The following is a 12,746-nucleotide window of genomic DNA, read 5'->3' on the forward strand; positions in this document are numbered from 1 at the left end:
ATAAGCGCTTGGCAGCGGGGGCGTCGGAGCCGGCGGGCCGAGCGAAGATCGTGGACGCTAACGGTGCGGGATACGCTGCGGCGCCGGCGGCAGGTCATGGCGTCCGCAGACGAACTCCTGGACGGCGATCTTCATCCGGATCACCGGGCGCCGCCAGCGCTCCTCCCGGCGGACGGCCTTCGCCATCCGCTTCGGCTTGGGCCTTCTCGCCATGTCGGAGTAGAACCAGCGGGCCCACGGCGAGCCCGGGCGGGCCAGCCGCACAGCGCCGACGTAGCCGAACGGCGGCACGAACAGTCCGAGAAGGCCGCTCCAGATCTTGCCCTTGAGCAGCGTGACCACGGCGAAGGCGAGGTTGATCACAAGGAACCACGCCGCCGTCCAGCGGCCGCCCGAGGCGTCCTCCTCGCTGCCCCACCCCAGCGGCCGCAGGCCGAGCAGGAGCAGCCCGGAGGCCGCGAGCGCCACGAAGACGGCGTCGACCGACGTGCGGCCCTCCTCCTGCCAGTAGACGTCCCGCAGGTGCAGCAGGAGCGCGAACTCGTCGAGCACCAGGGCGGCGCCGACCCCGAAGACCGTCGCCGTGAAGGCGTACCACCCCGTCGAGACGCCGGAGACGATCAGACCGGCCACGCCGCCGAGCAGCATGAGGACCACGCCGAACACGACGTGGTGGATGTGCGTGTCGCCCACGTTGACGTTGCCGAACCACCGGCTCCGCGCTCTGATCAGCCGGACGTTCACGCGGGTGCAGATGAAGGCCGTGATCAGCCCCATGAAGAAGCAGAACAGCGGCAGGCGATGCGCGTCGACGATGCGTTCGTGAAACCACTCAGCCATATGAGGCCCCCGGTTCCCGATGCTACGACCCCCGCGTGGATGCGACGGTCCAGCGGCCCTGAGCTGATCAGGGTTGATCGGGGCTGATCAGGGGGCTGATCAGGGCTCAGGCGAGGAAGCCGCGCAGCAGCGCCGCCGTGCCCTCCAGGTGCTCCGCGACGGCGCGGCCCGCGGCCTCCGGGTCGCCGGCCACGATCGCCTCGGCGATGGCGGCGTGCTGCGCCGCCGCGTGCTCGATGTTGGGCCGCAGCACGGGGATGGCGTTGAGCAGGTCGGTGACCCGGAGGCGGGCGTCCGCGCAGGCGGCCGTCAGCAGCGGCGATCCGGTCAGCTCGGCGATGGCCAGGTGGAACGCGATGTCCATCCGCCGGTAGCCGGCCGGGGCGGCCCCGTTGACCTCGGCGAGGCGCGCCTCGAGCGTCTCCCGCTGGCCTGGCGTGAGCTCGGTGGACGCGAGCACCTGGGCCGCGCCGCACTCGACGGCCAGCCGGAAGGTCAGCGCGTCCTCAAGGCCGCCCTCTCCCATGCGGTTCACCGCCTTGCGCAGGTCGCCCCTGCGCGGGTTCGGCGGCCGGTAGACGACGAAGGCGCCGCCGTAGCGGCCCCGCCGTACGTCGAGGTAGCCGGCGTCCTGGAGCGCGCGGATCGCCTCGCGGAGCGTGACGCGGCTGATCCCGAGCTGCGCGGCCAGCTCGCGCTCGGGCGGCAGCTTCTCCCCGTGGGCGACCATCCCCAGCTTGATCGCCTGTAGCAGCCTCTCGACGGTCTCCTCGAACGCGTTGCCGGCTCTGACCGGGCGCAGCAGCGGCACGTGGGAGGCCCCCGCCGGGGTGCTGTCCATGCCGTACCGTCCCTCCACCCGAGCCGGGGCGTTGTTGACTAACCGACGGAGCTGATGCTTGCATGCCCATCAATGGTCTGGTTCCAGACTTTTGGAAAGGAGGCGCCGTGCTGACCGTGGAGCAGCTTCGCCGCGACGTCGAGGGCGGCCGGGTGGACACCGTCCTGCTTGGCGTCACCGACATGCAGGGCCGGCTGCAGGGCAAGCGGCTGTCGGCGCGCTACTTCCTCGAGGAGGTGCTGAGCCACGCCGCCGAGGGCTGCGACTACCTGCTCGCCGTCGACGTCGACATGAACACGGTGGACGGCTACGCCATGTCGTCGTGGGAGCGGGGGTACGGGGACTTCGTCATGAAGCCCGACCTGTCCACGTTGCGCCCGTTGCCCTGGCACGAGGGGACCGTGCTGCTGCTGGCCGACCTGGTGTGGGAGGACGGCTCGGACGTCGTCGCCTCCCCCCGGCAGATCCTCCGCCGGCAGCTCGCGCGCCTCGCCGAGCGGGGCTGGACGGCCTACGTCGGCACCGAGCTGGAGTTCTGCGTCTACCAGGACAGCTACGAGGACGCCTGGCGGCGGTCGTACCGGGACCTGAACCCGGCCAACCTCTACAACGTCGACTACTCGCTGCTCGGGACGTCCAGGATCGAACCGCTGCTGCGCAAGATCAGGCTGGGCATGGAAGGCGCCGGGCTGTACGTCGAGTCCGCGAAGGGCGAGTGCAACCTCGGCCAGCACGAGATCGCCTTCCGCTACACCGACGCGCTCGCCACCTGCGACAACCATGTGATCTACAAGACCGGCGCCAAGGAGATCGCCGCCCAGGAGGGCAGGTCGATCACGTTCATGGCCAAGCCGAACCAGCGCGAGGGCAACTCCTGCCACATCCACATCTCGCTGCGCGGCGACGACGGGGCGCCGGTCATGGCGGGTGACGGGCCGGACGGCATGTCGGAGGTCGGGCGGCGGTTCATCGCCGGGCAGCTCGCCGCGCTGCGGGAGCTGACGTTGATGTACGCGCCGAACATCAACTCCTACAAACGATACGTGCCGGGCAGCTTCGCCCCCACCGCTGTGAAGTGGGGCGTCGACAACCGCACCTGTTCCATGCGCCTGGTCGGCCACGGCCCGTCGCTGCGGGTGGAGAACCGGGTGCCGGGTGGCGACGTCAACCCCTACCTGGCGGTCGCCGCCATGATCGCGGCGGGCCTGCGGGGGATCGACGAGGAGCTGCCGCTGGAGGACCCCCTCACCGGCAACGCGTACACCGCCGGGGCCGAGACGGTGCCCGCGACCATGCGGGACGCGCTGGCGCTGTGGGAGACCTCCCGGCTCGCCGAGGACGCCTTCGGCAAGGATGTGGTCGAGCACTACGCGAACTACGCGAAGGTCGAGCTGGCCGCCTTCGACGCGGCGGTCACCGACTGGGAGCTCTATCGGGGGTTCGAACGGCTGTGAAGATCGTCAATCCGGCGACCGAGGAAGTGATCGCCGAGGTCGAGATGGCGGACGCCGCCGAGGTCGACCGCGCTGTGGAGCGGGCCCGGCGGGCCTTTCCCGCCTGGCGGGCCGTCGCCCCGGGGGACCGGGCCCGGCTGCTGCGGCGTTTCGCCCGGCTCGTCGAGGACCACGCCTCGGAGCTGGCCCGGCTGGAGATCGCCAACGCCGGGCACACCGTGGGAAACGCGGAGTGGGAGGCGGGCAACGTCCGCGACGTCCTGCACTTCTACGCGGGCGCCCCCGAGCGGGAGCACGGCAGGCAGATCCCTGTGGCGGGCGGCGTGGACATGACGTTCGCCGAGCCGCTGGGCGTGGTCGGCGTGATCGTGCCGTGGAACTTCCCCATGGTGATCATGACCTGGGCGGTAGCCCCGGCGCTGGCCGCGGGCAACACGGTGATCGTGAAGCCCGCCGAGTGGACGCCGCTGACCGCCTTGCGGCTGGCCGAGCTGGCGCTGGAGGCGGGGCTGCCCGAGGGCGTGCTGCAGGTCGTCCCGGGTGAGGGCGAGGTGGCCGGGGCCCGGCTGGTCGAGCACCCGGACGTCCGGAAGATCGTGTTCACCGGCTCGACCGAGGTCGGCAAGCTCATCGCGTCCCAGGCGGCGACCCAGGTGAAGCGGGTGACGCTGGAGCTCGGCGGCAAGAGCGCCAACATCGTCTTCGCCGACGCCGACCTGTCCAGGGCGGCCGCCTCCGCGCCGATGGCGGTGTTCGACAACTCCGGCCAGGACTGCTGCGCCCGCTCGCGCGTCCTGGTGGAGCGCTCCGTCTACGACGACTTCCTGTCGCGGCTCGCGGACGCCGTCCGGGAGGTCCGGGTGGGCGACCCGCTCGACCCGGCCACCCAGATGGGCCCGCTGATCAGCGCTGAACACCGCAACCGGGTGGCGTCGTTCGTCGCGTCGTCCGGCGGGTCCGGCGGCGTGGAGCCGTACGCGACCGGGTCGTGCCCGGACGGGCCGGGTTTCTGGTTCCCGCCGTCCGTGCTGGCGGCCCCTGCCGCGTTCGACCCGCTGGCCCCCGGATCGGGGGCGTTCCACCGCGCCTTCACCGAGGAGATCTTCGGACCAGTCGTCTCCGTCGTCCCGTTCGACGACGAGGATCACGCGGTGCGGATCGCCAACAACACGGCGTACGGCCTGTCGGGGTCGATCTGGACACGGGACGTCGGCCGGGCGCTGCGGACCGCCCGCGCGGTCGAGGCCGGCAACCTGTCGGTCAACTCCCACTCAAGCGTCCGCTACTGGACCCCGTTCGGCGGCTTCAAGCAGTCGGGCCTCGGCCGGGAGCTCGGCGCCGACGCGCTCGCGGCCTTCACCGAAGTCAAGAACGTCTTCATCTCCACGGAATAGGCACAGGGTAGTCATATGCAGCGTTTGCAGGACCGCGTCGCCGTCATCACGGGGGCCGGCAGCGGAATCGGGCTGGCCACGGCCCACCGGTTCGCCCAGGAAGGCGCCCGCGTGGTCGCGGTCGACCTGGACGAGACCGCCGGGGCCAAGGTCGCCGAGGAGGTCGGCGGCCTGTTCGTGCGGGCCGACGTGGCGAACGAGGACGACGTCTCGCGGATGTACGCGACCGCCTTCGAGGCGTACGGCAGCGTGGACATCGCGTTCAACAACGCGGGCATCTCGCCGCCGGAGGACGACTCGATCCTCGACACCGGCATCGAGGCGTGGCGCCGGGTGCAGGAGGTCAACCTCACCAGCGTCTACCTGTGCTGCAAGGCCGTCATCCCGTACATGCAACGGCAGGGCAAGGGGTCGATCATCAACACGGCGTCGTTCGTCGCCGTCATGGGGTCGGCCACGTCGCAGATCTCGTACACCGCCTCGAAGGGCGGGGTGCTGGCGATGAGCCGGGAGCTGGGCGTCCAGTTCGCCCGGGAGGGCATCCGGGTCAACGCCCTGTGCCCTGGGCCGGTGGACACCCCGCTGCTGCGCGAGCTGTTCGCCAAGGACGCCGAGCGGGCGCAGCGGCGCCTGGTCCACGTGCCGATGGGCCGGTTCGCCAAGGCCGAGGAGATCGCGGCGGCCGTCGCGTTCCTGGCGTCCGACGACGCCGGTTTCATCACCGCCTCGCAGTTCCTCGTGGACGGCGGCATCTCCGGCGCGTACGTCACCCCGCTCTAAGCCGGGAAACAGCGGGGCGCCGGGTGGCGCCCCGCTTGAGCCGGAGCCCGGCCGGGCGACGATCGAAGCGCCCGCCTCGACTGCACGTCCGTGCGGGCTCGCATCGTTCGGGGCTCATATCTGGAAGGCAGGTCATGTCCCGTCCCGTCATCGGGGTCACGTGTTACGTCGAGCCCGCCCGGTTCACTGTGTGGGACATGCCGGTGGCGCTGCTGCCGTACATGTACGTCGAGCACATCACCCGCGCGGGCGGGCAGCCGGTCATCCTTCCCCCGGCCGGGGAGCCGTCGTCGCTCGTCGAGCGGCTCGATGGGCTGATCATCGCCGGGGGTGGGGACGTGGATCCCGCCCGGTACGGCGTGGATCCGGCTCCCAAGACCGGATACATCCGGAAGTTTCGGGATGAGGCGGAATTGGCGCTGGTGGATGCGGTTTTGCGGGTCGGCCTGCCGTTCCTGGGGATCTGCCGGGGGATGCAGGTCCTCAACGTGGCGCTCGGCGGCACGCTGCACCAGCACGTGCCCGACGTGGTGGGGCATGGTCAGCACTCCCCCGCCCCCGGCGTCTTCGGCCGTGTCCCCGTACGGCTCTCGCCGGGGTTGGCCAAGATCTACGGCGACTCCGACCTGACCCCGGCGCACTACCACCACCAGGCGATCGACCGTCTGGCCGACGGCTTGGAGGTCACCGCCCGGTCCGACGACGGCCTGATCGAGGCGGTCGATCTCACCGGCGCTTCCTTCGCGCTGGCCGTCCAGTGGCATCCCGAGGCCGACGAGGACGGCCCCCTCTTCGACGCCCTGGTCGAAGCCGCCGCCCACCCCGGCTGACCGGCCCGGTGAGGGGTCACCTCCTCGCCGTTGCCCGCTGACGCCATCACCGAAGGGCTTCTCATGGGTGCGACATGTCAGGAGCCAGCCTAAGTAAGCGATCCCAAGTGCGCTTACCGGAATCAGGTACACCGGCAGCCCGCGGCGAATATCCCACCAGCAGCGCCGATCCCCCTATAAGCAGATCCACCGCTGCGATCAATACAGCCCACGTGCCCGTGGAGCTGATGTCGGCCTTGTACTCGTACCGCACGCCAGTGGCGCCGGGCGCGGCCCGGGAGGTCAGCGTGACCGCGGCCTGCGTCCGGTCCTCCGCCAGCGGCGAGGTGACCTCGCCGGCGCCCACCATGGGGACACAGCGAAGAACTCTCCGCGTGGGCGAAGCGCCTCAACGAGGACCGCCGGTCAGCGACCGGGGATCTCTTCGACGTACGGCCGGCGCCCTTCCCGCCCCTAGCGGCCGTGCACCACTTGGCCGATGTGCCTGGCGTGTATCAGATACATGAGGGGCCGGGATCCAGGACCTCCGGCCATCGCCTGATCTCCGTGGGTTCAGGCGAACATCTCGTCAGCTGAGGCGACGGTGGCGGCCCTCCGGACCCAGCTCTTCAGCAGGGCCAGATCCTCGCATCGCTTGACCCGGTCGCGCGTGTCAGGCGAGATCTCGATGCCGCGAGCCTCCAGCACCTCCAGGATCGCCTCGGCTTCGCCCTCGGCGCGGCCCTGCGCGCGCCCCTTGTCCACCCAGTGGGACAGATACTGGCCGGCGAGGCTTTCGTAGTCCCGGCTCGTGGCGGTCACGATCTCCTCCAGGTGCTTGCGTGCCACACTCGGTAGCACGGTGAACACGTAGCTCAAATATAGCGTCGCCTGGTCCCGGTCCAAGGTCTCCAGCCCGGCCAGCATGGCTTCAAGAACAGGCCCGGTCTCGGTCTCGTCGCCGTGCGCGATGGCCGAAAGTACGGCCAGCTCGGGACAGGCGCGCGCCTGCTCCCGATCGGTGATGAGCGGGATGCGGCCAGGAGGGACGGCGATCGGGGTGAGGGCGCCGCCAGGCCCCAGCGTGATCGTGTGCTCGCTCCAGTCGGCCACCGACCGGTCCGGGCAGATGACGATCAGCGCGGTCGGGCACTTCAGCCGGGCACGCAGCACCGTGACGTACACCGGCCAGCTGAACCGCTTGTGCGCGTCCCGGCGTTGCTGCACTTCGACGATCAGCGCCATGAGGGGCGTGTCCGCCGCGTCGCGCAGCACCACCACCGAGTCCGCGCGGTACTCGACCGGGGCCAGCTGCGTGCAGTCCACCGCCTCGACCCGCGCCGAGGCGAAAGCCGGCGGCTCGATGCCGGCGGCGTGGCGCAACAGCTCGACGGCGGTGATCGGCCGATTGTGAATCAGGTCGATGGGCATCTCGTGATCAATGCCGGGCATGGCGATCACATTACCGAAAGCTACTATCCGATTACCCAGAGTTCGAGAATCCGGACGGTCGGGCGGCCGGTGCCACGCGTACGCCGCAGGGATGGGACGTCTGACTCCTATGGAGCCCACCATCCCCGGAGTTCCGAGATCGGCGGCGACCCACTACGCTGGCAGGACACCAGTGATCCCGTGCGGGAGAGCGTCCTGGCAGCCGGTCAGGGCCCCTGAAGGAGCAAGCCCTCCCCGCGAACCTCTCAAGGCAAAGGACCGTGCGGGCCAGGTGACCTCTGGAAAGAAGGCCGCGAGGCCTCGCCGAAGGTGAAAGTCCGGCAAATACCGGGCGAAACTCTCAGGCGCCGATGACAGAGGGGGAGGATGCCCAATGTCCGACGCAGCATCCGTCCTTCCCGAGGTGCGATCATGTCCCGATCCACCCCGCTGCGCGGGGTCCACGAAAGCCTTGGCGCGACCCTGACCGACTTCGCCGGGTGGCTGATGCCCCTGCGGTACGGCAGCGAGTCCGCCGAGCACACCGCCGTACGCACGGCCGCCGGGCTGTTCGACCTGTCCCACATGGGAGAGATCTTCGTCTCCGGGCCGCAGGCGAGCACGGCGCTGGACTACGCGCTGGTCGGCCATCTGAGCGCGCTGGAGCCGCTCCGCGCCCGCTACACGATGATCGTGAACGAAGAGGGCGGCATCCTCGACGACCTCATCGTCTACCGCCTCGGCGACGAGGAGTTCATGGTCGTCGCCAACGCCTCCAACTACGCCATGGTCGCGCGTGAGCTCGCCGAACGCGCCGCGCCGTACGACGCCCGGGTGGAGGACAGGTCCGAGGAGTACGCGCTGGTCGCGGTGCAGGGGCCCAGAAGCGCCGAGATCCTGCGCGGCCTGACCGACGCCGAGCTCGACGGCCTCAAGTACTACGCGATCCTGCCCGGCGGAGTGGCCGGGGTGGAGACGCTGATCGCCCGGACCGGCTACACGGGCGAGGACGGGTTCGAGCTGTTCGCCCGCGCGCAGGACGCCGTCACGCTGTGGAACGCCCTGGCGGAGGCGGGCGCGGCGGCCGGGCTGATCCCCGCCGGCCTCTCGGCCCGCGACACGCTGCGCCTGGAGGCGGGCATGCCGCTCTACGGCAACGAACTCAGTGTGGAGACGACGCCGTTCGACGCGGGGCTCGGCCGGGTGGTGCGGTTCGACAAGCCTGGCGACTTCGTCGGCAGGGCCGCGCTCGCCAAAATCGCCGATGCCGTGGAGACCGAATCGGCGGGCTCCGGCCGCAGGCTCGCCGGACTGGTCGCCCGTGGGCGCCGGGTGCCCCGCCACGGGTATCAGGTGACTCTCGACGGCGCCGTCGTCGGCGAGGTGACCAGCGGCGCGCCGTCCCAGTCGCTCGGGCGGCCCATCGCGATGGCGTACGTGTCCGGGGCCGCCCTGGAGCGCGGAGGCCTGGCGGTGGACATCCGTGGTAGTCACGAACCCGTCGACGTCGTCGACCTGCCGTTCTACAGGAGGACCAAGTGAGCAGCATCCCCGACGAGCTGAGCTACACCAAGGAGCACGAGTGGGTGGCCGGGCTGGATGACGGCCTCACCGTGACGGTCGGCGTCACGGCCTACGCCGCCGAGCAGCTCGGCGACGTGGTGTACGTGCAGGTGCCCGAGGTGGGAGCGACCGTGGCGACCGGCGACGCGGTCGGCGAGGTCGAGTCGACCAAGTCCGTCAGCGACATCTTCGCCCCGGTGGGCGGCGAGGTCGTCGAGGTCAACCCCTCCGTGGTGGACGACCCCTCGCTGGTCAACTCCGACCCGTACGGCGAGGGCTGGCTGTTCCGCGTCCGCATGGAGGAGGAGCCGGACGACCTGCTGTCGGCCGCCGAGTACACCGCCCTCACCTCCGGCGAGTCCTGAACTCCGGAGGAGGCGACGGTCAATGGCGATCAGCGTCTTCGATCTGTTCAAGGTGGGGATCGGGCCGTCCAGCTCGCACACGGGCGGCCCGATGGCGGCGGCGCACCGGTTCGCGCGCGGCCTGCACGACGACGGCCTGCTGGAGAAGGTCACCCGCGTCGACGTCATGCTGTACGGCTCGCTCGGCCTGACCGGCAAGGGCCACGGCAGCGACAAGGCCGTCCTGCTCGGCCTGTCCGGCGACAAGCCCGAGCTGGTCGACGTCGACACGGTCGACGCGAGGCTCGCCGCCATGCGGGAGAGCGGGACCGTCCGCCTGTACGGCTCCCGCGAGATCCCCTTCGTCATCGGCGAGCACCTGGTCTTCGAGCGGAAGATCTCGCTCCCCCACCATCCGAACGGCATGCGCTTCACCGCGTACGCCGAGGACACGCCACTGCGGGAGAAGGTCTACTACTCGGTCGGCGGCGGCTTCGTGGTCGACGAGAACGCCACCGGCGCCGACCGGATCAAGCCCGACGACACGGTCGTGCCGTACCCGTTCACGACCGCGGCCGGGCTGCTCGCCCACTGCGCCGAGACGGGCCTGTCGATCTCCGGCCTGATGCTGGAGAACGAGACGGCCTTCGGCCGTACGCCCGCGGAGATCCGCGCGGAGCTGCTGTACCTGTGGTCGGTGATGGCCGAGTGCGTGCGGCGGGGAAGCGAGCGCGAGGGCGTCCTGCCGGGCGGTCTCAAGGTGCGGCGGCGGGCCCACCAGCTCCTGCGCAAGCTGCGGAGCGAGGGCGACGGCGACCCGCTCCAGGCGATGGACTGGGTGACGATGTTCGCCCTGGCCGTCAACGAGGAGAACGCCGCCGGAGGCAGGGTGGTCACCGCGCCCACCAACGGCGCGGCAGGCATCATCCCGGCCGTCCTGTCCTACTACATGCGGTTCATGCCTGGAGCGAGCGACGAGGGCGTCGTCCGCTTCCTGCTGACGGCCGGGGCGATCGGCGTGCTGTTCAAGGAGAACGCCTCGATCTCCGGCGCCGAGGTCGGCTGCCAGGGCGAGGTCGGGTCGGCCTGCTCGATGGCGGCGGCCGGGCTGACCGAGGCGCTGGGCGGCACCCCCGAGCAGGTCGAGAACGCCGCCGAGATCGGCATCGAGCACAACCTCGGCCTCACCTGCGACCCCATCGGCGGCCTGGTCCAGATCCCGTGCATCGAGCGGAACGCGGTCGCGTCGATCAAGGCGATCGCCGCCGCCCGCATCGCCCTGCGGGGTGACGGCCGCCACTTCGTGTCGCTCGACAAGGCCATCAAGACGATGCGCGACACCGGCAGGGACATGCTCGACAAGTACAAGGAGACCTCGCGGGGCGGCCTGGCCGTCAACGTCATCGAGTGCTGACCTCCCGGGCTATGGTGGGTGCTTTCGCGGCAGCCGGGGAGGTTCTGTGACGTTGCGCTCGCATCGCGCGTTCCTGGTCGTGCTGGCCCTGGGCGTGGCGCTGCGCGCGCTCGCCGTGCTGGGATACCGCCCGGCGCTGTGGTTCTGGGCGGACTCGTTCGCCTACCTCAGCTCGGCTCTCGACCTGCGGCCCCTGGCGTCGCGGCCGTCCGGCTACGCGCTGTTCCTGCGCGCGCTGGAGCCCCTGCACAGCCTGACGGCCGTCGTGGTGGCCCAGCACCTGCTCGGCCTCGCCGTCGCGACGTGCGTGTACGCGGTGCTGCGGCGGCGTACGAGCCTGCCGGGATGGGGGGCGGCGCTGGCGGCCGCGCCGGTGCTCCTCGACGTCCACCAGATCCAGCTCGAACACCTCGTCATGGCCGACCTGCTCTTCACCGCCCTGGTCGTCTTCGCGGTGACGGCCCTGCTGTGGCACCCACGGCCCGCCGCGTGGACGGTCGTCGCGGCGCTGCTCCTGCTCGCCCTGGCCACGATCACCCGGACCATCGGACTGCCGCTGATCCCTCTCGCCGCGCTTCTCGTCGCCCGTTCCGGATGGCGTGCGGCCGTCGCGGGCCTGGTCGCCGCGGCCGCCGTGCTCGGCGGCTACGCCGTGTGGTTTCACAGCGCGAACGGCTCGTACGGCATGGGCGGCAGCAACGTGTGGCTGTGGTCGCGGACGATGACGTTCGCCGACTGCGCGAAGATGCACCCACCGAGGGATCTCGCCGTCCTGTGCCCGTCGGAGCCCCGGCTCGCCGCCCCCGCCTACATCTGGGACGCCCGCTCGCCCATCCAGCGGGCCGGGGCCGACCGGGAACGGCTGGCCGGCGAGTTCGCCTCGCTGGCGATCCGCAGCCAGCCCGCCGACTTCCTCATGACGGGGCTGCACGACGCCCTCTGGGCGTTCGAGTGGGACCGGCGCCCCTACCCCTCCCCCGGGCCGCAGAGCGCGTACGTCTTCCCCGCCTCCGTCAAGCCGTTCAACGATAAGGTCGCCTCCGCCGGGCGCACGGCGACCCAGCTCACCGCGGCCTATCAAGGGGCCTACCAAGGGGCCTACCAGGGGACGTCCGGGGCGACGCGCGTCGCCGGGCCGTACGCGGGCTGGCTGCGCGCCTACCAGGACCAGGGGTTCCTGCGGGGCCCGCTGCTGGCCGTCATCCTGCTCACCGGGCTCGGGGGGCTGCTCGCGCGCCGGTGGGCGGCGCTGCTCCCCTGGGCCGCCGCCATGACGCTGCTCCTGCTGCCGCCGCTCATCGCGGCGTTCGACCACCGGTACGTGGTGCCGGTCGTGCCGCTCGCCTGCCTCGCCGCCGGGCTCGCCCTCGGCTCCCGGCGATCACCGCCTCCCTGGCGGTCAGCGGCGGCGGACGTGCAGCCGGACGAGCGTCGGCAGACCGGGCCGCTCCACCGCGCGGCGAACGCGTGAGATCGCCGAGCCGTCCAGCCGCTTGATCACCTCGTGCAGGTCGGCGCCGGGCCGCAGTGACAGCGCCACCCGGATCCTGCGGTCGCCGACCACCCGTACGGAGATCTTGCCGATGCCCTCGACGCCCTTGAGCGCGACGCCGAGCATGGCGATCCCGGCCCCCGTACGGCTCCCGAACCGCCCCCAGCCGAGCGCGCCCACGAACCAGCGGGTCGCCGTCAGGGCCAGCAGAATCGCCACTCCCGCGGCCAGCGGCGGCGCCCAGGCGTTCCGGCCGAAGAACGCCAGATCCACCATGAGAGCATTCGGGCGGTCATGGGCGGCGGATAGGGCGAAGGCCCCGCCCGCGACGAGGGCCAGGCCGACCAGGCCGATCCCCACGCGGTTCCCAAGATGCGGGCGCAT

Annotated in this window: 12 protein-coding genes and 1 riboswitch; of the genes, 8 read left to right on the forward strand and 4 right to left on the reverse strand. The window is 71.1% G+C overall.

Features of this window, described 5'->3' with window-relative positions; all coding sequences use genetic code 11:
• Positions 1-57 precede the first annotated feature (57 nt).
• Both AB0B72_RS31095 and AB0B72_RS31100 read right to left on the reverse strand, forming a co-directional pair.
• On the reverse strand, positions 58-840 hold the full coding sequence (locus AB0B72_RS31095; protein WP_367742808.1) for a hypothetical protein: 783 nt from the start codon (positions 838-840) through the stop codon (positions 58-60).
• Between the two features lie 106 nt (positions 841-946).
• Positions 947-1,681, reverse strand: a complete 735-nt coding sequence (locus tag AB0B72_RS31100; RefSeq protein ID WP_367742809.1) for a FadR/GntR family transcriptional regulator — start codon at positions 1,679-1,681, stop codon at positions 947-949.
• Between the two features lie 62 nt (positions 1,682-1,743).
• Between AB0B72_RS31100 and AB0B72_RS31105 the strand changes: the two genes are divergently transcribed.
• The 4 genes from AB0B72_RS31105 to AB0B72_RS31120 all read left to right on the forward strand — a co-directional run bounded on the left by AB0B72_RS31105 (position 1,744) and on the right by AB0B72_RS31120 (position 6,139).
• Positions 1,744-3,135, forward strand: coding sequence for a glutamine synthetase family protein (locus AB0B72_RS31105; protein ID WP_367742810.1), 1,392 nt, complete (start codon positions 1,744-1,746; stop codon positions 3,133-3,135).
• 44 nt (positions 3,136-3,179) lie between these two features.
• Positions 3,180-4,529, forward strand: coding sequence for an aldehyde dehydrogenase (locus tag AB0B72_RS31110; RefSeq protein WP_367742898.1), 1,350 nt, complete (start codon positions 3,180-3,182; stop codon positions 4,527-4,529).
• A 15-nt stretch (positions 4,530-4,544) separates the two neighbouring features.
• The gene (locus tag AB0B72_RS31115) at positions 4,545-5,309 is read left to right on the forward strand and encodes a 3-oxoacyl-ACP reductase (RefSeq protein ID WP_367742811.1); all 765 of its coding nucleotides are present in this window, start codon (positions 4,545-4,547) and stop codon (positions 5,307-5,309) included.
• 134 nt (positions 5,310-5,443) lie between these two features.
• Entirely contained in the window at positions 5,444-6,139 is a 696-nt protein-coding gene (locus AB0B72_RS31120) for a gamma-glutamyl-gamma-aminobutyrate hydrolase family protein (RefSeq protein ID WP_367742812.1), read from the forward strand.
• A gap of 552 nt (positions 6,140-6,691) precedes the next feature.
• On the opposite strand, the gene AB0B72_RS31125 is transcribed toward AB0B72_RS31120, so the two are convergent.
• Entirely contained in the window at positions 6,692-7,570 is an 879-nt protein-coding gene (locus AB0B72_RS31125) for a hypothetical protein (RefSeq protein ID WP_367742813.1), read from the reverse strand.
• A 173-nt stretch (positions 7,571-7,743) separates the two neighbouring features.
• A riboswitch (glycine riboswitch) is annotated at positions 7,744-7,841 on the forward strand.
• Positions 7,842-7,981: 140 nt separating this feature from the next.
• On the opposite strand from AB0B72_RS31125, the gene gcvT reads away from it, so the two are divergent.
• From gcvT to AB0B72_RS31145, 4 genes are read left to right on the forward strand one after another with little or no spacing between them, the layout of a single operon-like run.
• Entirely contained in the window at positions 7,982-9,091 is a 1,110-nt protein-coding gene (gene gcvT, locus AB0B72_RS31130; protein WP_367742814.1) for a glycine cleavage system aminomethyltransferase GcvT, read from the forward strand.
• The gene (gcvH, locus tag AB0B72_RS31135) at positions 9,088-9,477 is read left to right on the forward strand and encodes a glycine cleavage system protein GcvH (RefSeq protein WP_367742815.1); all 390 of its coding nucleotides are present in this window, start codon (positions 9,088-9,090) and stop codon (positions 9,475-9,477) included. The genes gcvT and gcvH overlap by 4 nt, the downstream gene beginning before the upstream one ends.
• 22 nt (positions 9,478-9,499) lie before the next feature.
• Positions 9,500-10,870 (forward strand): L-serine ammonia-lyase, encoded by a 1,371-nt coding sequence (locus AB0B72_RS31140; RefSeq protein ID WP_367742816.1) that lies wholly within the window; start codon positions 9,500-9,502, stop codon positions 10,868-10,870.
• 46 nt (positions 10,871-10,916) lie between these two features.
• A complete protein-coding gene (locus AB0B72_RS31145; protein ID WP_367742817.1) occupies positions 10,917-12,341 on the forward strand; it encodes a hypothetical protein in 1,425 nt (474 codons plus the stop codon).
• On the opposite strand, the gene AB0B72_RS31150 is transcribed toward AB0B72_RS31145, so the two are convergent.
• Positions 12,270-12,746: a hypothetical protein gene (locus AB0B72_RS31150; protein ID WP_367742819.1), complete on the reverse strand. Its 477-nt coding sequence runs from the start codon at positions 12,744-12,746 to the stop codon at positions 12,270-12,272. The two genes, AB0B72_RS31145 and AB0B72_RS31150, sit on opposite strands and share 72 nt — an antisense overlap.

It is taken from the genome of Microbispora sp. NPDC049125 (genome assembly GCF_040802045.1).
In the GTDB taxonomy this organism is placed as follows: Bacteria; Actinomycetota; Actinomycetes; order Streptosporangiales; family Streptosporangiaceae; genus Microbispora.